The organism is Nodularia spumigena CCY9414 (assembly GCF_000340565.2).
Lineage (GTDB): Bacteria > Cyanobacteriota > Cyanobacteriia > Cyanobacteriales > Nostocaceae > Nodularia > Nodularia spumigena.
Genome location: NZ_CP007203.1, coordinates 4,078,513 through 4,100,999, shown reverse-complemented (window position 1 = coordinate 4,100,999; position 22,487 = coordinate 4,078,513). Strand labels below are relative to the sequence as shown.

Here is a 22,487-nt window from a genome sequence, read left to right as displayed (position 1 = left end):
CATTACCCAAGACCTAGCGATGAATTAATGCTTGTTCTTGTTCTTGCAGCCAACCCGCATCATCGTTTTTGAAGGGGGACATGGCGCGTAAACGTTCGATAATACTGGGCATGACTTCGATAACTTGATCAATTTCGGCTTCTGTGCTGTAGCGACACAAGCTGAAACGAATCGAACCATGTAAGGTGGTGTAGGGTAAACCCATCGCCCGCAGAACGTGAGAAGGTTCCAAGGAACCGGAAGTACAAGCAGAACCAGATGAGGCACAGATACCGTATTTGTTTAAGGAGAGCAGAATTGCTTCACCTTCAATGTACTTGAAACCAATATTTGTGGTGTTCGGCAATCTCTGCGTTGGGTCGCCATTCACTTCACAGTCGGGAATTTTGGCGAGTAAAGTTTGTTCCAGGCGATCGCGCAATTTTCTTTCTCTTGTGGTAGCCTCTTCTAAATGCAAGAGTTCCAACTCTGCCGCTTTACCTAGAGCAATAATCCCTGGAACGTTTTCTGTTCCCGCCCGACGACCACGTTCTTGGTGTCCCCCAATTAGCAAGGGACGAAACCGCACACCACGCCGCACATACAAAGCCCCAATTCCTTTAGGAGCATGGATTTTGTGACCGGACAGAGTTAACATATCTATCGTGCTGGTCTTCATGTTGAGGGGAATTTTTCCCACTGCTTGCACTGCATCGACATGAAAGATTGCGCCGTATTCTTTAACTCTTAACCCAATTTGCTCAATGGGGAAAACCGTACCGGTTTCGTTATTGGCATACATAATTGTTACCAAGGCGGTATTTCCAGTCAGAGAAGCTTCTAATTCATTTAAATCTAGCTGTCCCTGACGATTTACCGAAAGATAGGTAACAGTATAACCTTGGGTTTCCAGTTGTTTGCAGACATTCAAAACGGCTGGGTGTTCAACCTGTGTAGTAATGATATGTCGTCTTTCTGGTTGTGCTAACAGTGCGGCGCGAATAGCAGCATTATCTCCCTCTGTACCGCAACTGGTGTAAACAATCTCTGATTCTTCAGCACCAATGAGTGCGGCTAGTTGTTGGCGGGCTGTTTTTACAGCTTTACCAAGTTGTCCACCAAAGGTGTGCATACTAGAAGGATTACCGTAGTAGTCCCGCAGATAAGGCAACATCGCCTCTAAAACTTCCGGGTCTACCTTCGTTGTGGCATTATTGTCTAGATAAATGATGCTCATCCTGATACACCTATGACTTCGCTCTGATGGCGAGATAATTTTTCGGAGAATGTTTTGGAATAATAGTTAAACCAACGTTCCCAGTAATCTTGTTTCTTAGTTAATTTTGCTAAAGAGCGGTTGTAATTAGCAAACCAGCCTTCCCAATAATCGTTGGGTTGTTTCACACAACCAGTGCAGGTGGGACAACCAGCTTTACACTGAGGAACGGAATAAACACTACCAAAGCAGTTAGTGCAGAGTTCGGGATCAATCCAATGATTACCGTCAATTACCTTCACTGCATTAGTGGGACATACAGACAGACAAAGATCACAGGAAATACATTGGCTGGTGATTTGGTAAGCCATGATTATTCTCCTTTTGAAGATAGGGGAGTGGGGAGTGGTGAGTGGGGAGTGGGGAGTAGTAAGGGATTTACTCAAGATAAGTTATCCAAATAAACGAACCACTCCAGGCACAGAGGACACCGAGTTATGAGAGTTTGAGTGGTCACTGAGCTTGTCGAAGTGTGGTTTTTTAGGTTGGGTGATTGAGTGTTTTTTTTATTTGGAAGTCCCTAAGTGGTAAATATTCCCTACTCCCTACTCCCTACTCCCTAATTCCCTAATTCCTTTACATATTGCTCGTAAAATTCCAAAGCAACTTTTTCGATTACGTCGTAAGCTTCTACGGTCTGTATTCCGGCTTCTTGCAGTTTCTCTTGAGGACAGTTACCAATTTTGGAAACTAATACTGCTTTGCAATCGGCGATCGCTGCCATGATATGCTCAAAAGTGGCTTCTTCACTAAATCCACCTTGACAATACTGGTCAATCTTGCGATGACTGACAAAGGTAACTTGATTACCATCCACTTCATAAATCTGGAATTCCTTCGCATGACCGAAGTGTTGGTTAACTAATCCACCGCCTTTGGTGGCGACTGCAACTAATATTTTGGGATTATTGGCAGATTTCTTGCCAGTACGCGCCTTGTCTTTGGCTATTTTCAGTTCTTCCTTAAACTTCTCAATTCCTTCGTGAACAAGGGTGCGTTGTTCCAAGTCATATTCTGGAGTCATTTCCAAGAATTTATCTTTGGTAAATTCCTGACTGCGGTCTTCTCCTAATAATCCTACCGCATCGGCTCGACATTGGCGACAATGGCGCATCATTTTCATGTTGCCGGCACAATTGTCTTGAACTGACTTGACCTCTTTGGGTGTGGGACCACGTTGACCTGTTAAGCCGAAATGTGTGCCGTGTTCTGGTGCAGAAATCAAAGGCATGATGTTGTGCAGGAAAGCACCGTTTTCACGAATCATTTTATTGACTTCGATCAAGTGCTGATCATTAATTCCTGGAATCATCACAGAGTTAACTTTGCACAGAATATCAGCTTCTCTGAGAGCTTGCAAGCCTTCCATCTGCTTTTCTAGCAGAATCTTAGCCCCTTCAACACCTCTATAACGTTTCCGTTTGTAATGAACCCAAGAATAAATCTGAGCGCCGATTTCTGGGTCAATGGTATTTAGGGTAATCGTAACGTGATCGATATTTAATTGTTTAATGCGGTCAATGTATTCTGGTAACATTAAACCGTTAGTTGAAAGGCAAAGTTTGATATCTGGTGCTTTGTCTGCAATCAACTCAAATGTGCGAAAAGTCTTTTCAGGATTCGCCAATGGATCACCAGGTCCCGCAATTCCGACCACTGTCATTTGGGGAATTTTGCCTGCAATCACCAAAGCTTTGTGTGCAGCTTCTTCTGGTGTTAGCAATTCGCTAACTACTCCAGGACGACTTTCGTTAGCGCAGTCGTATTTGCGGTTGCAATAGTTGCATTGAATGTTACAAGCTGGTGCAACTGCAACGTGCATCCTGGCGTAGTGGTGATGGGCATCTTCACTATAACAGGGATGTTGGGCGATGCGTTCTTGGAGCTTTTGATCCATTTCGACGGTGGTGCTGCTGTCGCATCCGCAACCACCTGATTTTGCTTGGGTTGATGCTGGTTCCTGATGGTCGGAGGTGATGAGTCCGTTAGACGGTAGTATCATTGAATTTCGCAAGGGTCAGTGGTGGGCTAAATGCCACAGTGGGAGATGCCGTTGCTACTGTCTTTACCTAAGAACTGAAGTCGCGTCTTTTAATCAGTGAACAGTTATCAGTTAACAGTTATCAATTTGTTTACTGTTGACTGAGATTCTGGTTCGGCTGGTGTGTGTCAAGTTTGAGGTCTATCTGGGGTATTTGTGTGTGAGTACAGCCGCGACTTCGATTCATTTAAGGCATGGTGCTATCTCATCCCTCCACTCACTTGGCGCTTTTGCTTTGGGCTTGGCGTTGAGTGATTGGCGATATAAGATTTATAGCAGTCGTTCTCAAATGGTCGGCGCGTTTATGGAGTATAGAATTTATTGGATTTATTACGTTTGTACTCAAATTTTCAAACCCTATCTGTGTGGGCTTTACAATCATTAAAAATTTATTTTTTGGGTAGGGGTGCTAGTATTTTTCAGTTGGGGTACGAGTATTTAAGAATAGGGGTTCAGGATTTCTTGGTACTCATGTGTAACCCAGTGGTAGAAAGGGTCTTAATCTATTTTCTCTTATTTTTTCGATACATAAATCTGTACTCAAATCAGCCTGAAATCCCATTTGAAACGACAAATACTAGGGAATTAAGGGGTAAAAAACTGGAACAGATTGATGTCCTACTACTCCAGAGTCGTGAAAAGTTCCATTCTGTATCTAACATATCATTTTTTTTGAGCTAAAAATGCAATTCATTTTTTTTTAACTTTTGCTGAGAATTAAGCGTTAAGAAATTGCATGAACGGCGTTAAACAAGGCTCTCTATTAATATCCATCATACACTTATTGATAATTTATGTCTACAAGGGCATAATGTGAATAATTACTTACTGAATTTGCTTGTTAACGGCGAATGGATTAAGGATTTCGCAAAGTTAAAATTGAGATGTCGAGGATATCCAATTATGTATCTAACCTAGCATTTTTTTTGGGAAAAAAATGCGTTTTATATTTATTTTATTTTTGAGAGATAAAAATACCTACCCATTCAAGAAACCTCACCCCAACCCTCTCCTTAGTAAGGAGAGGGAGCAGGAGTAAGGAGTGGGAATCTTATTTGCGGGGTTTACAAGGGTTTTGGAAAAGTCTAATAATTCTGCCCAAAGATACTTTCGCCCTGTCCTGTAAACTGGGTTAATGGTTCACAAGAAGCTTTTTAGTTCAACAGGGTGGCAGGAGGAAAGCATGAAAGCGGTAGTTATCCGGCGGTATGGGTCTGCTGAGGTTTTGCAGTACGAAGAGGTGGCGCAACCGCAAATCAAGCCGAATCAGCTGCTTGTGAAGGTTCATGCAAGTAGTGTTAATCCTATTGACTGGAAAATTCGCCAGGGTATGCTGAGTTTACTCTCAGGTAATAACTTTCCCTTGATTTTGGGGTTTGATTTGGCTGGGGAGGTGGTCGCTGTTGGTTCCCAGGTGACAAGTTTTCAGCCAGGAGATGCTGTTTATGGTGGTACTAGCTTTTCTGGAGGTGCTTATGCGGAATTTGCAGCTGTACCAGAAAATTTAATTGCTCCCAAGCCGAAGAATTTAACTTTTGAGGAAGCGGCTACTGTGCCTTTAGCGGCGCTGACGGCTCTCCAAGCACTGCGCGACCAAGGAAATATCAAATCAGGTCAAAGGGTGCTAATTAATGGCGCTTCGGGTGGGGTAGGTATGTTTGCGGTGCAGATTGCTAAGGCTTTGGGGACAGAAGTAACTGCTGTTTGTAGTACGAAAAATTTGGAGTTTGTGAAATCTTTGGGGGCGGATAGAGTAATTGATTATACCCAAGAAGATTTTACGGAAGAGGGTGGGCAGTATGATATTATATTTGATGCTGTGGGTAAGCGATCGCTCTCTAATTGCAAACGAGTCCTTACACCTAACGGGATTTACATTTCGACTCTACCCACACCGGAAGTTTTCATTCAGAGTCTGCTAACAGCTTTCTTTCCCGGACAAAAAGCCAAGTTTGTAATTGAAAGGCCTAATACTCAGGACTTGGTTTATCTCAAAGAATTGATTGAAGCTGGTAAAATGCGAACCGTAATTGACCGCAGTTTTCCGTTAGCTGAACTAGCTGCGGCTCATAATTATAGTGAGAGTGAACGAACTGTGGGTAAAATTGCCATAGTCATGCTTCAAGAGTGATTCAACCAAGTCTGAATTTCATGAACTAACCAACCACATTCTTCTTCATTCAACCGCCAATTTAAGCGAATGCGATGACGCTCTGTACGGATAACTACTTGCCAGTTGTTAGCTCCTGTGGAGTACAATTGATTAGAGGAATTTTCTTTTTGTTGACATACATAAATAGAGCGAATATTTGTAATCAAGTCAGAGCTTGACTCAAATTTGCCAAACCAGGAGTTCTGAAATATAAAACGTTTCTCCCTAGCATCAAAATGGATATAACCACCATAATTATCTTTTTTAATTGCATTAACATTTTTACTGAAAATTTTCTTGATTAATACATCAATTTCTTCGTTGGTTGAATCATCTAGTATCTTCCATCTAAGTGTTACCCAGACTAAAATAGTGAAACCAATAATCCCCAACAATTCAATTCCCCCAATTATAAACAAAAATACTGGAATGGGAATCAGCATTTTTTTATATGCTATTGGTTCTTTGTATCTATAAATTTCTAATTCTTCTGGAGACTTTTTAGTTACCACAAGAAAAGGTCTAATTAGGTGTATAACTGGATTGGTTTTTTTAGAAAAAGTTTGACTATAACTAGATGGTAATTTCTGATAAAGTAACTCAAGAGCTTCCTGGGCGGTAGCAAATCTTTGTTCTAAAGCTGGTTCAATTAGTTTTTCAATCCAACTAACAAAATTAGCGCTGATATTGCTATAATCTGCAAATTGAATTCGCAAATTATTCTGAGGTAATTCAGCAGGAGCTACACCTGTGAGTAAATGAATTAAAGTAGCTCCCAAACCATATAAATCAGAAGCTGGTACAGCTCGTCCCCAAAACTGTTCCATTGGAGTATAGCCAACAGTACCGACGACAGTAAAAGTTAATCTGGTGACAGCCATTCTATCTTGTACTGCACCAAAATCCACCAGATATATCTGTTTATCTTCGCCCTGAATCAAGTTACTGGGTTTAATATCCCGATGGAGAACAGCAGGGTTTAATTGGTGGAGATAAATCAAAATTTGCAAAATTTCTTTGGCAATTTTTTTGAGTTCTGGCTCAGTAAATTTTTTACCTTTTGCCAACAAATCTTGTAAAGTGGAACCAGGAATATAATCTTGTACTAAGCACCACCAACTAAGAGCATATCCTGGCTGCTGGTCAACTAAAAAGTAATCACGGTAGCGGGGTATTCTCTCATGATTGAGATTTTGTAATACTTGGGCTTCTCGCTCAAATAGTTTTAAATCTTCCCATTGAAAGTCATTACTAAAAACCAGAAGTTTCAGAATTACTAACTCATGATTTGCATTATTTAAATCTTTTGCTAGCCAGGTTTGACGACCAGCTATTGTATGCCCTAACTGTTCTTGAAGTTGATATCTTTCTTGTAATATTTGCCCTGAGTTAAACACAATATCACTCCTGTTGTTATATAAGGCTATGACTGCGCGAGGTACTTTGATTTATGATAAATTTAGCTTACTTATTAAGTAAAAATACATTATAGCGTATGGAAGTGATGCTAAGGCTTACCAGGAAAAAAACGTTAATAATGCACTTCAAAGGTTAGCAGAAATTAAAAATGCTCAAGAGGATAAACTAAAATGAATTATCACTACACAATAATTATTCAATGGTCTAATGAAGATGAGTGTTTTGTAGTCAGTCTTCCTGAATGGGGAGAGTTTTGTCATACTCACGGAGATACCTATGAAGAAGCTTGTAAAAATGCTCAAGAAGTTTTAGAAATGTTAATTGAGACAGCTTTGGAAAATGGTGAATCTCTACCAGAACCGAAAACCCTAGAACAGTCATCACAAGTAGCATGAATTTAGATCCCCGACTTCTTGAAGAAGTCGGGGATCTTTGGGTTCGTAACTTCTTGAGAATTGCTATATAACTATTTGCTTTTAGGAATAACTTTTCTAATGCCACTTTTACTAACAGTATCACCTTTGTAACGTGGGATGATATGAATACTGGTGTGCATGACATTTTGCCCGCCTGCTCGATTAATGTTCATTCCGACATTAAACCCATCAGGAGCAAATTCTGTTTTGAGAATTTCTTGAACTTTATTCACCATAAACCAACAAGCCGATTGTTCTTTAAATGGTAAATCAAAATAATTGCTCACATGACGTTTAGGAATAACTAAAGTATGTCCTTTACTTATAGGGTAGCCATCTAACATAGCATAAGCTGTGGCTGATTCCGTTAATATTGTGAGATGTTTATGAGGATTACAAAATATACAAAAATTAGTTGAATTTCGCTGTTGATTATAATGAACATATTCATAGATTTCCCGCATCTCATCTGAGTATAATGAACGAAAGGGAAGTTTAGCTAGACATTGATATGTAGGCTTTTTATGGACATAATGTTCTCTAAATCCTTCCTTTTTAATATCTCTTCTCACAGCATAATAAGCCTTACCTCCTGGTTTTAATAAATGCGATACTTCCATGAGAATATTAGCTTGTTCTTCAGGAAATAAAACATTTAAAACGTAAAAGCAAATTATTGTATCGAATTTATCTTGAGGATATTTAGGAAAATAATGAGGGTCATAGCCTGTAATATCAAGCCCTTTTTCGCTGAGGATTTTAACATCATTCCCAAAGCCACAACCAAAGTCTAGTATTTTACCTTGAAGCAGGTTTTGATTTAATAAATATTGTGCTGGAAATGATAAGTAAGTTCTTTCTATGGCGGTGAGATGGCTAAATGTATTTTTTTGCTGTTTCATGGAATTTTGAGATGCACGCTATCCTGTCTTAGCATAGCTTATACTTAAATTGCCTTAAGTGATTTCACTTAATTGCTAAGGACGGGCAAGATGCCCATCCCACAAGATGGGATAATTTATTTGGCGTTGCTGATTTGAAGTATGAACAGGATTTGTGATGAGATCAAAACCCCTGTAGAGGCGTTCCATGTCTCTACATTTAAACAGGACTTACGCAACAATTGCCAAAAATCTTGATTTATCTAACCGCCTTCGCGCAGCGTATGCCCCCAGGGCTTTAGTCGCCCGCGCGCAGCGATGCCCGCAAGGGCTGTAGAACGCCAAGAAAACGTAAATTATGCGTAAGTCCTATTAAATTCATACTTTTTTTCAGCAACGCTATTTATTTTATGGTGTTCTCTAAAGCAATTGGTGTAAGATATGTGTTTAGAAAAGTCATTATATATATTTACAAAACGTATATATACACACAGACAAGAAAACCTAAAATAAAATAAAGAAGCTTGTTTTTTACTCAGCTAAATAATAGAATAAGAATCGTAGCTGAGTATACAGATATATCATTTGTTATCCGGTCTACCTCATCTTGGCGCGCAAGTGAGTACAACTTAATATATTGCAAAATAACTTGCCTAATTCGCTGCAAACTCTTACAGGTAAAGTTTTTTGTAGTGAGTACAAAAATTCTGCCACCCCTACCCAAAAAACACCAGAACCCCCATTATTAAATACTAGCACCCCTACCCCAAGGGAAATTTTAAGTTTATCTTAAGTCAGGGTTTGAGTGGCTTGAGTACAACTGTAATTAATCCAATAAATCCAATCGCTATTGATTGTACTGTCCAGTTGGGAGTCACCTGATATAAGCATAAAAATAGCACATGGCTCTTTTAACCAGACACTACCGATGCAACAGTCATTAAACAGTATCAAAAACCGTCAGGCTGCAATCAAACCACGTTCTCCTAATACAATTTTGCTGAAAAATCTGTTCTCTGGTGCTTTTTTGCAACCGTTATTGAGTGACTTTCAAATCATCTTTGAACGGGACCCAGCAGCACGGAATTGGCTAGAGGTGGTGTTTTGCTACCCTGGGTTACACGCTCTGTGTTTGCATCGTCTCGCCCACTGGTTACACTGTCGGGGTGTGGGTTTTATCCCTCGTCTAATTTCTCACTTGGCGCGATTTTTGACAGGAATTGAAATTCACCCAGGTGCAGAGATAGGTAAAGGTGTATTTATCGACCACGGTATGGGTGTGGTGATTGGTGAAACTGCTATTGTGGGAAATTATACGCTCATTTATCAGGGCGTTACTCTGGGCGGTACTGGGAAAGAAAGTGGTAAGCGTCACCCCACTGTGGGGAAAAATGTTGTGGTGGGTGCGGGTGCGAAAGTTTTGGGAAATATTCAAATTAGCGATCGCGTCCGCATTGGTGCGGGTTCTATTGTATTGCGAGATGTTCCCCCAGATGCAACCGTCGTCGGGATTCCTGGTAGAATTGTCTCCCCCAAACCAAACGCCAAGGTTCATCCCCTAGAACATGGAAAACTCCCCGACGAGCAAGCGACTGTGATTAGTTCTTTACTCTCCCGCATCGAGAAACTAGAACAACAATTGCAAACCCAGGACAAAGAACTGTTGACAAAAAATCATTAATCATGTTTTCATCTCATAGTTCTGACCCCCTAGGCTATCAAGTTTTGCAGATTCCGTTGTGCGATCGCTGGCGAATTTGCCAACGTTTACAAGAATTAAAGATTCCCTGCTGCTGTCACAGCGATGGTTCCCTACGAGTCAAAGTAAATAACCTCCTAGAAGCCATCCTCATCCGCAGTACCGTGATGCAATTTCTCGCCTCGCGCCACGAATTAGTAGATTGGCTAGAACGCTGCTGGAACACAAAAACCTCCTAAACTCCACCTCCGCGCCTCTGCGACTCTGCGTGACACAAAACACAATCAATACCTAGCAAACGCGACTATGACCACTTGTAACAGCGAGAGAAAACTTTTAAATTTCTTACATCAAGAACTCGAACTAACAAATGCAGATATTGCTGTAGCCCAACGACATCGTAAATTTGATAATGGACCCTTACCCATGCTCCTCTGGCAATATGGATTAGTGAATTTAGCGCAACTAGAGCAGATTTTAAATTGGCTAGATGACCATCACTAACAGATTTTTTGTTTAACTTGCAGTGCGTTAGCTTGCCCACATGACACCAAATAAATGACGTGTAATTATCCGAGCAAACCACTATATTCGTTAACTTTCTTGCCAGATTTGCTATTTTGCTGTATTGAGGATTTGCTAATAGTTACCTGAATGACTCACTATTATAAAATACCTGATTTAGCCATAGTGAAAATAATTCTAAAATATACCTATATTTGGTTCTCTGCCATACAGATATGATGTTTGAATTTAGCTATGATTTAATAATCATGAAGATGAACTATTAAATCTGAGAGTTTATAGCATTTACCATTCATCATTCAGCATTTGTATTAGGCATTTACCATAACAGAATTTCCAGGTAAATCAGCTCCAAAACAGAAAGCATATTAAGAATAATTCCTAAGAGGGATGTGTGAGATGAATGAAATCTTAATTAATGACACTACATTACGTGATGGTGAACAAGCGGCGGGTGTTGCTTTTACCTTTGAAGAAAAAGTAGCGATCGCCCAATTTCTTGATGCGATTGGTGTTCCCGAACTAGAAGTGGGAATTCCCGCAATGGGCGAAGCCGAAACCCACGCCATTCTAGCAATATCTGACTTAGGTTTGCAAGCCAGTCTTCTCGGTTGGAACCGGGCGGTGCTTTCAGATATCAAAGCTTCCATCACCTGCGGTTTAAAGCGAGTACATATCGCCATTCCCGTTTCGGGAATCCAAATCGCGGCTAAATTTCATGGTCAATGGCGGGTAAGTTTGCAAAGACTCAAAGATTGTATCAGCTTTGCAGTTGATCAAGGTCTTTGGGTAGCAGTCGGCGGCGAAGATTCTTCCAGAGCTGACCCCAATTTTCTCTTAGATGTCGCCCTGAATGCTCAAGAATGGGGCGCATCCAGGTTTCGCTTCTGCGATACTGTGGGAGTTCTCGACCCCTTCAGCACCTACGCCAAAGTTAAACAGCTGGTTTCGGCTTTGTCGATTCCCCTGGAAATTCACACTCACAATGATTTTGGCTTGGCGACTGCTAACGCCTTGGCTGGTATCAAAGCCGGAGCTACATCAGTAAATACCACCGTTAACGGCGTAGGCGAAAGGGCGGGAAATGCAGCTTTAGAAGAAGTTGTCATGTCCATCAAACGCATCTATGGAATCAATTTGGGAATTGATACTCGCCGTTTGTTGGAACTTTCCCAACTGGTAGCTTCAGCATCCAATTGTCATGTTCCACCCTGGAAAGCGATTGTGGGTGAAAATACCTTCGCTCATGAATCAGGAATCCATGCTCATGGTGTACTGCAAAACCCCCTGACTTACGAACCATTTGCACCGGAAGAAGTAGGTTGGGAACGGCGTTTAGTGGTGGGTAAGCATTCTGGAAGACATTTGGTAACGAGTTTGTTACAGCAAAATGATATTTTTCTTAACCCAGAGGAAACCCAGTCTGTCTTGGATGCGGTTCGCCAGCAGTCGGTAAAGCAAAAACGCAACTTAACCGTTGAAGAACTTTTGAATTTGGTAAGAGAACAGAGGTACTCTCATGCAACCTGATGAATTAGAGCTAAATTTACCACCTGTTTTTGAAATTGGTCAAAAAGTCAGACTTCGCAAACTGATCAAAAATGATGGGACGTTTGCTGGTAAAGAAGTCGGTGAGGTGTTAGGGAACAAAGGAGATATTGGCTACATAGCAAGTATAGGCACTTATCTACAAAATTCCTATATTTATGCGGTGCATTTTTTAGAGAAAGGGTTTGTTGTCGGTTGTCGGAAAAGAGAACTAGAAGCGGTTGAGGAGAATTCATGAAAGTAATGTTGCGGATGAATGATGCGGGGACTTTAGTTGCTTACGTTGCTAAAAAAGACCTGGAAGAAGAAGTTGTTAAACAAGCAGATAGTAACGATGGGGTAGTTCTGACTTTAGCAAATGGCTGGGAATTAGAATTTAGTGAATTACCAGATAAAGCAAGTTTACCGTTAACTGTGGAAGCTAAACGGTTGTGTTAAAAGTGCTGAGTGCATGGTCGGGAATTTAAACCCTCCACCACAATGTGCGGATTTAATAAAATACACTAACCTCACCCCCAACCCCTCTCCTTACTAAGGAGAGGGGAGAGTTTGATGCAACAATTACGGTGAATATTGATCTACAAATGCGGTGGTAATTCTAGGGGTATATTACCTAGTAAGCCTTTGCGAAAATCTGTTAACAGATGTCTGGCTGTGCGTTCTACGTCGCCTTTGTAACGATGTTCGGCTAAGGCGTGTAAATAACTTTCTCCGGTGTAGGGTACGGGGTCAAGTTGGTAGCGGGTATATAAGGGTGATGGTGGTAATAAATTTCCGGCTGTCTCTTGGAGTTCGTTGAGTAAATCGATGAAGGCGGATGCTACTAATTGATTATCATAAGACGCTTGACCAATGTCATCACAAATTGCTAATTTAATCGCAGCTTCTTGATTTCCCATTCTTAAGGGGATGACTCCAGGCGCATCTAGTAATTCTAATTCTTCGGAAATTCTCACCCAACGTAACGAGCGTGTGACTCCTGGACGGGCGGCGCTTTCCACGACTCGTTTTCCTAGGAGACGGTTAATTAAGGCTGATTTTCCGACGTTGGGAAATCCAATCACTACTGCTCGCACTGGACGAGGTAACATTCCCCGATCGCGTCTTCTTTGATTGAGTTTTACCCCTGCTGCTTGGGCTGCTTTGGCGATCGCTGTTATACCTTGACCTTGTTTCGCATTGGTAGAATAGGCGATTTCTCCGTGACGCTTAAACCAATCTACCCACAGCGATCGCACTTGGGGCGAAATCATATCTAATCGGTTTAATACCAATACCCGCGCCTTATCTCCCACCCATTCGTCTATTTGGGGGTGATGTGTCGCTAAAGGTATCCGCCCGTCTCTTACTTCTAGGACTACATCTACCCGCGTTAGCTGTTCTTTTAGCTTTTTTTCCGCTTTGGCAATATGACCTGGATACCATTGGATCAGGTTTAATTTATAGTTTTGAGTTAATGACATACTTAATTACTAATAACTCCCTATTATAACATTTTTTTTAGAAGTAAATGAACCACAGAGGCACAGAGGACACAGAGGAATGAGGAACAGAGAGGTTTATTGAGTGTTTGTTTATTTGCAAGTTATCTATTTTTGATGTAAAATTAAACGATTGCCTTCGGGGTCATAAGCGTATGTTTCTCTTCCGTGGGAAGCTGTGGCGATTTCTCCGGGGGGTGGATAGCCTAATTTTTCTAAGTGTGCGATCGCTTGTTCTAAATTACTCACTTCTAAACACAAGCTTATCTGACTATTTGCTGAGTTAGCAAATTCTAATGTATGGTTTTTTTGAGGTTGAAAAATCCCCAATCTTACACCAGGAAGTTGAAATTCTGCATAAACATTGGGGATGAAAGATGTCGGTTTTTTATTAAGTAATTGGGTATAGAAATCTACTAAGTTTGCAAAATTAACAGATGCTATGGTGACGAGTGCTTCGGTATATTGGAAAACCATATTTAACAGTTATCAGTTATCAGTTATCAGTTAATTAGGCACAGTTACCATTGTGAAAAGGGATTTGTGACTAAATAGCTATTGAAATATCTGGGGTCTTGGGTTACTTCTTCCCCAACCCAAGGCGGTAATGAAATCTGTTGATTTGGATCACTGAGTTCGACTTCTGCTAAAATTAATCCTTTATTCAAACCATCAAATTCGTCTATTTCCCAAATTAAACCACCCCATTCTACTTTGTAGCGAATTTTTTCGATAAAAGGTTTTTGACACAATGTATTTAGCATTTCTTGAGCATCTTCTACAGGAATGGGATACTCAAACTCTAATCTGGAACATTCAACGCTCGGTCCTTTAATGGTTAAGTAACCTTGTTTTCCTACTATCCGCACCCGGACAGTAACTTTATCTTTTGTGGCGATGTATCCTTGACAATATACACTTCCTTGAGCTATTTTGCGCCAACTATCTTCTTTGAGTAAATATTTACGCTCGATTTCTTGCGCCATTTTGGGAAATTATGCTTTTTTTTAGTAAATCTGAAGAATATTTAAAATATTCAATTTGACTTTTGACTTTAGTGTCTATTATTATAGTATAATACAAAACAACAGGCCATCAACTTGTAAATGACCTGGAATTAAGGGAAATTTGGTGCGATCGCTCGGCAAAATTCTGGTAGTCTGATTTCCAGAACAAAGTATTGGCGACCGCACTGCTTAAGTTCTCTCATGAATATTACAGTAATTACTCAAATGAGAGAATATTCAAGTTAATTAAGGCGGATTTAGCAACCGCTCCCGATGCGTCCCGATCCACGGTCAAAGTTAAGTCCACCGTCATAGATATAGTTAGAAAGAGGTAGGTTTTCAGCAATATCCGTTCTCTGAGAAATAGCCAGAGATGACATAGACGCTTGCAAACCTACAAACAAGCCAGAGGTGAAGCGATTCATAATGTTAGTTTGGTAAGTTGATGGTAATTTCTACAAGCACAGGAAGTTTACGAAGAGAAGATTCCAAAAGGCTTTGAATATATTCTAGCAAAATTATCAGCTATGGAACATTATTTTCCGTCACATTAACGTTACATGACAACAGTAAAATAATGAAAAATAGATAATTATATACAGTTATTTTTAAGACATCAAGTGCAAAACAATGTAAAGATTTGCATATAACTTTTCTACAAGATTATAAATGCTCAAGCTGTGCGATCGCCTCAAGAATTTGTTGATAATACTCTATATTTCCGTCTCGATTATAGATATCAGCAGATTTTTGGAAATCGGCTATAGCACCTTGATAGTCTTCTAACTGACGGCGGATATCAGCGCGCAGCATATAGGCTGAAGCCCAATAAGGCTGACATTGTAAAGCTTGGTTCAAATCAGCCAATGCGGCAGTTAAGTCTCCCAGCATAGAAAGGCTACGACCTCTATTGTACCAGTCTTCAGCCCTACTAGAATCAATAGCCAAAGCTTGATGATAATCGGCTATTGCTCCGTGATAGTCTTGCAGAGCATAGCGAGCATTGGCGCGATCGCTATAAAATGTAGCAGACTGAGGATTTCTTTGTAATGCTTCGGTATAGTCTGCAACTGCACTTTGATAATCTTTGAGTGTATAGCGCAAACAAGCCCGATTGTAATAAGCTTCTACAAGGTCGGGATTTATAGCTAATGCTTGATTATAATCTGCCATTGCCTGCTTTTCATTTCTCAAAAAACGATGAGCATTACCCCGATTACAGTAGGCTGGAGAAAAGTCAGGAAACATCTGTATTGCTTGAGTATTATCAGCGACTGCTGCGGCGAAATCTTGCAAAAATTCGTAGGCAATAGCTCGGCCATAATAAGCCTCAGCTAAGTTACAATTAATCTGCAATGCCATAGTATAATCTTGAACTGCCCCTTGATAATCTCCCTGAATACGGCGAGTTGTAGCGCGATCGCAGTATCCTTGAGCTAGATGAGGATGAAGTTTGAGAGATTGATTACTATCATCAATTGCGCCTTGATAATCTCCTAACAGGCGACGAACATTAGCCCGCAAGCCGTATACTAAAGCTAAGGTGGGATTTTTTTGTAATGCTTGGCTATAATCCTCAAGAGCTTGGTAATACTCTCCTAAAGTTTCTCGAATCAAACCCCGTTCAGAGTATGCTTGGACATCATCAGGGTTGAGGATCAGCGCTTGGTTAAAGTCAGCAATTGCTTGGGGAAAATCTTTAAGACGAGAATAAACAAGACCTCGATTGTAGTAAGCTTCCGCAAAGTGGGGCTTAATTTTCAAAGCATAATTGTAATCTTTGATAGCACCCTGATTGTCTCCTAGAGCATAGCGGGCATTACCTCGATTATGGTAAACTTCCGCTAAATTGGGATCTAGTTGTAAAGCGCGATCATGTTCTGCGATCGCTTGCTGATATTCTCCTAAAATCTGGTAAATGTTACCCCGACTGCTGTAAGCTGGAGCAAAATAAGGATGCCATTGTAAAGCTTGTTGAAAATCAGCGATCGCTCCTTGATAGTCGCCGTAATTACAACGCGCCACACCCCGATTATGTAAAGCTTTCGCAATATCGCAGTTAATTTGGGTAGCTAACTCAGGACTATTTTCAATTGCTTGTTGATAATTTGCGATGGCTTGGTCGTATTTTTCTAAAGCCAAGTAGGCATTACCCCGACTGTGGTAAGATTGGGTAAAATTGGGCTTAATTTCTATAGCTTGATCAAAGTCAGCGATCGCACCCTCATAATCGCCTAAAAAGTAACGCGCATTTGCGCGGTTGCAATATGCTTCAGCGAATTGGGGATTAATTTCTAGAGCTTGATCAAAATTGGCGATCGCCCCATGATAATCTTGAAGTTCAGCGCTGAGAATGATACCCAGGTTGTAGTAAGCTTCCGCGTAGTCTGGATATAGCTGAATCGCCTGAGTATAATTTGCTATGGCTTCTTGATAGTCCCCTTGCAAATGTTTATTAAATCCCTGTTGGAAAAATTCGTCAGCATTCATCTAAGTTTGTCCGAGTTATGACACTCCCGACACTCATTGTAAGCCGATCTTAGAGGATGTTTGAAAAGTTTATGGCTAACGCCACGCTACGCTATGGGCGAATATAATATGGCTACGCTTCGCGTTAGCGATACGCTACTACACAGGCAAAGTCCAGCGACCTGGACTAATTAAAAAATGGGATTTTTAACCCGCGCAGGCGGGTTTTGTCTGTGTAGCCGCGACTTCTAGTCGCCAGGGCTAGTAATAATCGATACTTTACAAACATCCTCTTACTTTGGTATCAATTTATTTGAGCTTATTTGTGCTGCCTAGTCCCTGGAGCATCACACAACTAATCATCTATCCTGTAAGCATACCCTTAGTCTAAAAGACTCATGACCAGCAAAGAAGTATTAAGAAATGTTGCGTCAGAAATCCAACTCTTCAATGACATTGACCAGAAGGAAACGTTTTTGTTTGTTCTGGGTGCGTTATTTTCACGAGTCATTAGCTTGAGAAAAGCAGCAGAAATTATGGAAATTGAGCTTGATACATTTGTTGAGTTATTAGATTTGATGGGTTTGGAGTTTTCATATCTCATATCTCAGGATGTCACAATTGAGAGGAATTGGTAAAGCCTGTGCAGGTTGTTTTTAACTCCTCTCCATTAATTTTCCTAGCCCGGCTAGGATTTTTGGATATCTTTCTGAATTATCCTGATGAATTTTACTTACCATCTTTTGTTGCTCAGGAAATTAGTGCTAAACCTGATGAAGCTTTTCAGGAAGTGATAGGGTTAATTAATTCCGGTAATATTGTAGTCAGAGAAATTCAATTAAGTTTCTTAGCTGATAGTTTGAATATGCGCCTGGGAAAAGGAGAGTCAGAAGCTATTGCTTTAGCAATCGAGTTACAAACTGACTATATCATTTTGGATGATTTTGCAGCCAGAAAGGAAGCCATTCGACTAGGACTAAACGTTAAGGGAACTTTAGCAGTGATCAGAAAGCTTCAAATAGATGGCAAAATCACCATTAGTAGCTTAGAGCAACTGTATCAGAATATGGTGGCAATTAATTTCAGAGTTAAGCGATCGCTCTTTGATGCCATTTTTGCAGATTAGATAAATGCGATCGGCAAAGCCTCGCCAGAGGTGATCGCGTCTTAATATCATTAAGCTTCACTAGCGGACATTAATTTCAATAGTGCTTATGTACTACTAAATTTATTGGTTGATATATATCGATAACCGCTATGCTTAAACTAGATATTTGTGAAAATCTCACGAGTATGCCCTTTAGGAATAGAACTTAACTATGCTCATAGAGTTTAGTATTGGTAATTACAGATCATTTAAAGATAAAGTCACCTTTAGCATGGTTGCAGCTAATATTGTAGCCAAAGACCCAAAAATTGATGAAAACAATACTTTTGCAGTAGACGATAAACTGACATTACTCAAAAGTGCTGCAATTTATGGTGCTAATGCTAGTGGTAAGAGTAATCTGGCAAAAGCTATCAGCTTTATGAAGTGGTTTATGATTAACTCCTCTAAAGAAACTCAAAGTACAGAAGAAATAGGAGTTGAACCATTTAGACTTAGTACAGAAACTGAAACAGAACCATCTTTATTTGAAATTGTTTTTTTATTAGATGGTAAAAAGTATAGATATGGTTTTGAAGCTACTCAACAAAGGGTTATTTCAGAGTGGCTATTTTATGTTCCCAATAAAAGAGAAACTCGTATATTTGAACGTAACTTTGAAGAATCTACTGAAATCTTCAATATATCTAAAATTTTTAAAGGTGGAGGAATTGATTCAAAAACTAGGCATAATGCACTTTTTCTATCAGTAGCTGCTCAATTTAATGTTGAAATAGCTGAAAAAATACTAGATTGGCTCACAAGAAAATTAAAAATAATTTCTGGCTTAGATGACATTTCTGATTATACAGTTAGCTATTTAGCAGAAGGTAATGATAATAGATCAGACATTATTCAATTAATAAAAAAATTAGATTTAGGCATCAGAGAAATAACAGTAAAAGAAACAGAAATCAGGCTTAATTCTTTGCCTTTGCCTGAAGATACATCGGAAGAATTAAAAAAAATGATTGTGAAGAGCGGAATTGTAAAAGCAACATTAATCAAAACTGTACATCAAAAATTTGATAGTCAAGGTAATCATATATCTCTGGAATTATTTGATTTATATGAGCATGAGTCCGAAGGAACTCAAAAAATAGTTTCTATCGCCGGGATTTTGGTAGATACTTTTAAAAATGGTGATGTTTTGATATTTGATGAATTTGACGCTAGACTTCATCCTCTAATTACTAAAGCAATCGTAGAAATATTTAACTCTCAAGAAACAAATTATAATAATGCACAATTGATATTTATAACTCATGATACTAACCTGCTAAGTAACAAACTATTTCGGAGAGATCAGATTTGGTTTACAGAGAAAAATAAATATGGTGCTACAGATTTATATTCCCTAGTCGAATATCCAATCAGGAATGATGCTTCATTTGAAAATGATTATATTCAAGGCAAATATGGCGCTATTCCCTTTATTGGTAACTTAAGTCAAATTTTGGGTAATCCTGATGCCTAAAAACACAAGAAAAGCGCAAAATCGTGGTTATTCTGAGAGAAAAGTTGCAACTAGGAAATTAAGAGAAAGATTTTTAATTATTTGTGAAGGTGAAAAAACTGAACCAAATTATTTTAAATCTTTTCGTGTCCCCAAAGATGTAATAGATGTCAGAGGATTCGGATATAATCCCAGTAAGCTAGTAGAAACAGCAAAAGAGTTGAATGATAAAGGAGATTATAACCAAGTTTGGTGCGTATTTGATCGAGATGATTGCCCGAAGCAAGATTTTAAAAATGCAATCGCAAATGCTAAGAAAGCAGGATTTCAAGTTGCTTACTCGAATGAAGCATTTGAATTATGGTATTTATTGCATTTTGAATTTCTCAACACTGCACTTCCTCGCCAAGATTACACTCCTAAGTTAAATAAATTCCTAAAAAATAAATATCAAAAAAATAGCGATTTAATTTATGAAGAGTTAGAACATTTACAAGCTACTGCTATCAAAAACGCTAGAAATCTTCTCAAGCAATATGATCCGCATAATCCAGAAAGTGATAATCCTTCCACAACTGTACATCTTTTAGTCGAAGCATTAAACGAATTTATTCCATAAGCTACAAAATTTTAACCCAAACTTGATTTAACTATTTCCCGAAATGCTAGTATAGCCTCTAAAGGATCTGGTGCGATCGCATATTCCGCTAATATTACTAAATCCAGATTTGCTAATAACTCACTGTTGACAAATTGTTGATAATTTGCACCCTGCAAAATATAAACTTCAAATTGATTATTTCTAAAAAACCAAACTTCCTTGACACCTAAAATTTTATAAATTTCTAATTTATCAACCCCCCCGCTAGTTACTATTATTTCAATCGCTAAATCTGGAAATTCTTTTTCTGTCTCTATGCAGTATGATTCATCTGGTTCTGTACCGCTTCTGCTTGCTGGTTTGCGGAAAGTGGTAGAACCTAGAGGAAAATAACGAATACGTTTTTCTTGAAAATAAGCTTCTAGCAAAGAACCAATGTTTGTTTTATTCCGTTCATGGCGGCGACTTGGTGACACCAGTTCTATCACTCCATCTAAATATGTAACTCTATATTGCCGACTATCACCTAAATCATTGAGTAAAATTTCATAACTTTCCCAACTGACACCAGTAATTGTTTGTCGTTCTTCGGGATCTTCTGCTTGTAAAAGTTCAGATAATTCTTGAAGTAAAACCATATAAGTTTTTAATACCGAATTACTGCTAAATTCATTATATTTTATTTTTATATGAGGAACGAACCGCATAAAGCCTTCGGCATAGCTAGAGCCTCCGGCACGCTACCGCGAACGCTTATGGCGCTAGCCTCTCACTTTGGGCTACGGTGTGGGCTAAATTCGATCACTTGTGTGTACACCGTAGCCTTACCTTCGCGTAGCGTCTCCCTTTGGGAGAAGGAGAGGGGTTGGGGGTGAGGTTCTGTATTTGATTAAAACCCCGCATCCAGGAATATAAATTAAACAACATCCAAATCACTTTTTTGACCTCACCCCGCCTCAGAAGTCGCGTAAAACTCTCCCCTCTCCTTACTAAGGAGAGGGGTTGGGGGTGAGGTTCTATATTTGATTAAATCCGCATTCGCACCCCAACGCCGCCAACAAATCTGTTACTAAAACTGCAACCACACATGAGTTAACTAGCTGTCCCCATAAAATCAACATAAAGTTTCAGCAATATTACTGGCGATTATTAAATAATTGACTAATCATCAGAATTGATAGCGACAGGATAGGGCTGTAAATAATCACTGGTTTGAGGGTGTAAGGCTAAACAATGAATAATAATGCCAACTTTGACCGAGTTCGCTGGTACTTGCTACCGAAAATCACCCGCCAAGGTTTAATTTTGTTGCTGAGTGCGGTTTTGCTGTCTGATGCTGTGGGGGCGACACAGAGAAACCAAGGGTTGCAGATAGCACAGCAGCCAGAAACCACTCAACAAAATGCCAGTCGCGCTGCTGCGGAACGGGTTTATCAAGAGGGAGTGCAGCTTTATCAACAAGGGACAGCAGAATCACTGCGACAGGCGATTGGGAAATGGCAAGAAGCGCTGAAGCTTTGGCAACAAATTGATAATAAACGCTGGGAAGCCAACACCCTCAATAATATTGGCTTTGTCTACGACTCATTAGGAGAAAAGCAAGAAGCGCTCAAATACTACAACCAAGCTTTACCCATATACCGTGCAGTGGGTGACAAGGGAGGGGAAGCCACCACCCTCAATAATATTGGCGCTGTCTACTCTTCATTAGGAGAAAAGCAAGAAGCGCTCAAATTCTACAACCAAGCTTTACCCATATACCGTGCAGTGGAAGACAAGGGAGGGGAAGCCACCACCCTCAATAATATTGGCGCTGTCTACTCTTCATTAGGAGAAAAGCAAGAAGCGCTCAAATACTACAACCAAGCTTTACCCATACGCCGTGCAGTGGAAGACAAGGGAGGGGAAGCCACCACCCTCAATAATATTGGCTTTGTCTACGACTCATTAGGAGAAAAGCAAGAAGCGCTCAAATTCTACAACCAAGCTTTACCCATATACCGTGCAGTGGGTGACAAGGGAGGGGAAGCCACCACCCTCAATAATATTGGCGCTGTCTACTCTTCATTAGGAGAAAAGCAAGAAGCGCTCAAATTCTACAACCAAGCTTTACCCATATACCGTGCAGTGGAAGACAAGGGAGGGGAAGCCACCACCCTCAATAATATTGGCAGTGTCTACGACTCATTAGGAGAAAAGCAAGAAGCGCTCAAATTCTACAACCAAGCTTTACCCATATACCGTGCAGTGGAAGACAAGGGAGGGGAAGCCACCACCCTCAATAATATTGGCAGTGTCTACGACTCATTAGGAGAAAAGCAAGAAGCGCTCAAATACTACAACCAAGCTTTACCCATACGCCGTGCAGTGGGTGACAAGGGAGGGGAAGC

22 protein-coding genes and 1 pseudogene are annotated in these 22,487 nt (G+C 40.0%); 13 read left to right on the top strand and 10 right to left on the bottom strand.

Features of this window, described 5'->3' with window-relative positions:
- Positions 1 to 13 precede the first annotated feature (13 nt).
- From nifS to nifB, 3 genes are all read right to left on the bottom strand, one after another.
- On the bottom strand, positions 14 to 1,216 hold the full coding sequence (gene nifS / locus NSP_RS17930) for a cysteine desulfurase NifS (RefSeq protein WP_006194563.1): 1,203 nt from the start codon (positions 1,214 to 1,216) through the stop codon (positions 14 to 16).
- Positions 1,213 to 1,566, bottom strand: coding sequence for a DUF362 domain-containing protein (locus tag NSP_RS17925; protein ID WP_006194564.1), 354 nt, complete (start codon positions 1,564 to 1,566; stop codon positions 1,213 to 1,215). Before NSP_RS17925 ends, nifS begins: the two co-directional genes overlap by 4 nt.
- A gap of 248 nt (positions 1,567 to 1,814) precedes the next feature.
- Positions 1,815 to 3,257, bottom strand: a complete 1,443-nt coding sequence (nifB, locus tag NSP_RS17920) for a nitrogenase cofactor biosynthesis protein NifB (RefSeq protein ID WP_173403303.1) — start codon at positions 3,255 to 3,257, stop codon at positions 1,815 to 1,817.
- Positions 3,258 to 4,479: 1,222 nt separating this feature from the next.
- Between nifB and NSP_RS17915 the strand changes: the two genes are divergently transcribed.
- On the top strand, positions 4,480 to 5,427 hold the full coding sequence (locus tag NSP_RS17915; RefSeq protein ID WP_006194567.1) for an NAD(P)-dependent alcohol dehydrogenase: 948 nt from the start codon (positions 4,480 to 4,482) through the stop codon (positions 5,425 to 5,427).
- On the opposite strand, the gene NSP_RS17910 is transcribed toward NSP_RS17915, so the two are convergent.
- Positions 5,418 to 6,845 carry a serine/threonine protein kinase gene (locus tag NSP_RS17910; protein ID WP_006194568.1) on the bottom strand — a complete coding sequence of 476 codons (1,428 nt, stop codon included), beginning with the start codon at positions 6,843 to 6,845 and terminating at the stop codon, positions 5,418 to 5,420. The two genes, NSP_RS17915 and NSP_RS17910, sit on opposite strands and share 10 nt — an antisense overlap.
- Before the next feature lie 192 nt (positions 6,846 to 7,037).
- On the opposite strand from NSP_RS17910, the gene NSP_RS17905 reads away from it, so the two are divergent.
- Positions 7,038 to 7,262 carry a type II toxin-antitoxin system HicB family antitoxin gene (locus NSP_RS17905; protein WP_006194569.1) on the top strand — a complete coding sequence of 75 codons (225 nt, stop codon included), beginning with the start codon at positions 7,038 to 7,040 and terminating at the stop codon, positions 7,260 to 7,262.
- Between the two features lie 71 nt (positions 7,263 to 7,333).
- Here the strand turns inward: NSP_RS17905 and NSP_RS17900 are convergent, their stop codons facing one another.
- Positions 7,334 to 8,185 (bottom strand): HIT domain-containing protein, encoded by an 852-nt coding sequence (locus NSP_RS17900; RefSeq protein WP_006194570.1) that lies wholly within the window; start codon positions 8,183 to 8,185, stop codon positions 7,334 to 7,336.
- A 907-nt stretch (positions 8,186 to 9,092) separates the two neighbouring features.
- On the opposite strand from NSP_RS17900, the gene cysE reads away from it, so the two are divergent.
- The 6 genes and pseudogenes from cysE (at position 9,093) to nifT (ending at position 12,374) form a co-directional block, all read left to right on the top strand.
- Positions 9,093 to 9,845 carry a serine O-acetyltransferase gene (gene cysE / locus NSP_RS17895; RefSeq protein ID WP_006194571.1) on the top strand — a complete coding sequence of 251 codons (753 nt, stop codon included), beginning with the start codon at positions 9,093 to 9,095 and terminating at the stop codon, positions 9,843 to 9,845.
- Between the two features lie 2 nt (positions 9,846 to 9,847).
- Positions 9,848 to 10,102: an Asr1405/Asl0597 family protein gene (locus tag NSP_RS17890; RefSeq protein WP_006194572.1), complete on the top strand. Its 255-nt coding sequence runs from the start codon at positions 9,848 to 9,850 to the stop codon at positions 10,100 to 10,102.
- Between the two features lie 67 nt (positions 10,103 to 10,169).
- Entirely contained in the window at positions 10,170 to 10,367 is a 198-nt protein-coding gene (locus NSP_RS17885; protein ID WP_006194573.1) for a DUF2949 domain-containing protein, read from the top strand.
- Positions 10,368 to 10,787: 420 nt separating this feature from the next.
- The gene (gene nifV / locus NSP_RS17880) at positions 10,788 to 11,918 is read left to right on the top strand and encodes a homocitrate synthase (protein WP_017804298.1); all 1,131 of its coding nucleotides are present in this window, start codon (positions 10,788 to 10,790) and stop codon (positions 11,916 to 11,918) included.
- Positions 11,908 to 12,196: pseudogene (locus NSP_RS17875) on the top strand (nitrogen fixation protein NifZ). The gene nifV and the pseudogene NSP_RS17875 overlap by 11 nt, the downstream one beginning before the upstream one ends.
- Positions 12,171 to 12,374, top strand: a complete 204-nt coding sequence (nifT, locus tag NSP_RS17870; RefSeq protein WP_006194576.1) for a putative nitrogen fixation protein NifT — start codon at positions 12,171 to 12,173, stop codon at positions 12,372 to 12,374. The pseudogene NSP_RS17875 and the gene nifT overlap by 26 nt, the downstream one beginning before the upstream one ends.
- A 140-nt stretch (positions 12,375 to 12,514) precedes the next feature.
- On the opposite strand, the gene ylqF is transcribed toward nifT, so the two are convergent.
- From ylqF to NSP_RS17850, 4 genes are all read right to left on the bottom strand, one after another.
- Positions 12,515 to 13,399: a ribosome biogenesis GTPase YlqF gene (gene ylqF / locus NSP_RS17865; RefSeq protein WP_006194577.1), complete on the bottom strand. Its 885-nt coding sequence runs from the start codon at positions 13,397 to 13,399 to the stop codon at positions 12,515 to 12,517.
- 126 nt (positions 13,400 to 13,525) lie between these two features.
- Positions 13,526 to 13,894: a VOC family protein gene (locus NSP_RS17860; RefSeq protein WP_006194578.1), complete on the bottom strand. Its 369-nt coding sequence runs from the start codon at positions 13,892 to 13,894 to the stop codon at positions 13,526 to 13,528.
- A gap of 44 nt (positions 13,895 to 13,938) precedes the next feature.
- Entirely contained in the window at positions 13,939 to 14,403 is a 465-nt protein-coding gene (locus NSP_RS17855; RefSeq protein ID WP_006194579.1) for a CYTH domain-containing protein, read from the bottom strand.
- Between the two features lie 684 nt (positions 14,404 to 15,087).
- Positions 15,088 to 16,914: a tetratricopeptide repeat protein gene (locus tag NSP_RS17850; protein ID WP_006194580.1), complete on the bottom strand. Its 1,827-nt coding sequence runs from the start codon at positions 16,912 to 16,914 to the stop codon at positions 15,088 to 15,090.
- 377 nt (positions 16,915 to 17,291) lie between these two features.
- Here NSP_RS17850 and NSP_RS17845 point away from each other — a divergent pair, with 377 nt between their 5' ends.
- The 4 genes from NSP_RS17845 (at position 17,292) to NSP_RS17830 (ending at position 20,115) form a co-directional block, all read left to right on the top strand.
- The gene (locus NSP_RS17845) at positions 17,292 to 17,531 is read left to right on the top strand and encodes a hypothetical protein (protein WP_006194581.1); all 240 of its coding nucleotides are present in this window, start codon (positions 17,292 to 17,294) and stop codon (positions 17,529 to 17,531) included.
- Positions 17,532 to 17,536: 5 nt separating this feature from the next.
- On the top strand, positions 17,537 to 18,019 hold the full coding sequence (locus NSP_RS17840; protein WP_006194582.1) for a PIN domain-containing protein: 483 nt from the start codon (positions 17,537 to 17,539) through the stop codon (positions 18,017 to 18,019).
- Positions 18,020 to 18,212: 193 nt separating this feature from the next.
- Entirely contained in the window at positions 18,213 to 19,517 is a 1,305-nt protein-coding gene (locus tag NSP_RS17835) for an AAA family ATPase (RefSeq protein WP_006194583.1), read from the top strand.
- Positions 19,510 to 20,115, top strand: a complete 606-nt coding sequence (locus NSP_RS17830; protein WP_006194584.1) for an RloB family protein — start codon at positions 19,510 to 19,512, stop codon at positions 20,113 to 20,115. Before NSP_RS17835 ends, NSP_RS17830 begins: the two co-directional genes overlap by 8 nt.
- 11 nt (positions 20,116 to 20,126) lie before the next feature.
- On the opposite strand, the gene NSP_RS17825 is transcribed toward NSP_RS17830, so the two are convergent.
- Positions 20,127 to 20,735, bottom strand: a complete 609-nt coding sequence (locus NSP_RS17825) for a Uma2 family endonuclease (protein WP_006194585.1) — start codon at positions 20,733 to 20,735, stop codon at positions 20,127 to 20,129.
- A 595-nt stretch (positions 20,736 to 21,330) separates the two neighbouring features.
- On the opposite strand from NSP_RS17825, the gene NSP_RS17820 reads away from it, so the two are divergent.
- Positions 21,331 to 22,487: tetratricopeptide repeat protein (locus NSP_RS17820; protein WP_017804296.1), on the top strand; the 1,157-nt coding region annotated here is incomplete at its 3' end.

Coding starts and splice junctions, on each gene's coding strand:
- nifS (WP_006194563.1), bottom strand. CDS start 1,216: ATGAGCATCATTTATCTAGACAATAATGCCACAACGAAGGTAGACCCG.
- NSP_RS17925 (WP_006194564.1), bottom strand. CDS start 1,566: ATGGCTTACCAAATCACCAGCCAATGTATTTCCTGTGATCTTTGTCTG.
- nifB (WP_173403303.1), bottom strand. CDS start 3,257: ATGATACTACCGTCTAACGGACTCATCACCTCCGACCATCAGGAACCA.
- NSP_RS17915 (WP_006194567.1), top strand. CDS start 4,480: ATGAAAGCGGTAGTTATCCGGCGGTATGGGTCTGCTGAGGTTTTGCAG.
- NSP_RS17905 (WP_006194569.1), top strand. CDS start 7,038: ATGAATTATCACTACACAATAATTATTCAATGGTCTAATGAAGATGAG.
- NSP_RS17900 (WP_006194570.1), bottom strand. CDS start 8,185: ATGAAACAGCAAAAAAATACATTTAGCCATCTCACCGCCATAGAAAGA.
- cysE (WP_006194571.1), top strand. CDS start 9,093: ATGCAACAGTCATTAAACAGTATCAAAAACCGTCAGGCTGCAATCAAA.
- NSP_RS17890 (WP_006194572.1), top strand. CDS start 9,848: ATGTTTTCATCTCATAGTTCTGACCCCCTAGGCTATCAAGTTTTGCAG.
- NSP_RS17885 (WP_006194573.1), top strand. CDS start 10,170: ATGACCACTTGTAACAGCGAGAGAAAACTTTTAAATTTCTTACATCAA.
- nifV (WP_017804298.1), top strand. CDS start 10,788: ATGAATGAAATCTTAATTAATGACACTACATTACGTGATGGTGAACAA.
- nifT (WP_006194576.1), top strand. CDS start 12,171: ATGAAAGTAATGTTGCGGATGAATGATGCGGGGACTTTAGTTGCTTAC.
- ylqF (WP_006194577.1), bottom strand. CDS start 13,399: ATGTCATTAACTCAAAACTATAAATTAAACCTGATCCAATGGTATCCA.
- NSP_RS17860 (WP_006194578.1), bottom strand. CDS start 13,894: ATGGTTTTCCAATATACCGAAGCACTCGTCACCATAGCATCTGTTAAT.
- NSP_RS17855 (WP_006194579.1), bottom strand. CDS start 14,403: ATGGCGCAAGAAATCGAGCGTAAATATTTACTCAAAGAAGATAGTTGG.
- NSP_RS17850 (WP_006194580.1), bottom strand. CDS start 16,914: ATGAATGCTGACGAATTTTTCCAACAGGGATTTAATAAACATTTGCAA.
- NSP_RS17845 (WP_006194581.1), top strand. CDS start 17,292: ATGACCAGCAAAGAAGTATTAAGAAATGTTGCGTCAGAAATCCAACTC.
- NSP_RS17835 (WP_006194583.1), top strand. CDS start 18,213: ATGCTCATAGAGTTTAGTATTGGTAATTACAGATCATTTAAAGATAAA.
- NSP_RS17830 (WP_006194584.1), top strand. CDS start 19,510: ATGCCTAAAAACACAAGAAAAGCGCAAAATCGTGGTTATTCTGAGAGA.
- NSP_RS17825 (WP_006194585.1), bottom strand. CDS start 20,735: ATGGTTTTACTTCAAGAATTATCTGAACTTTTACAAGCAGAAGATCCC.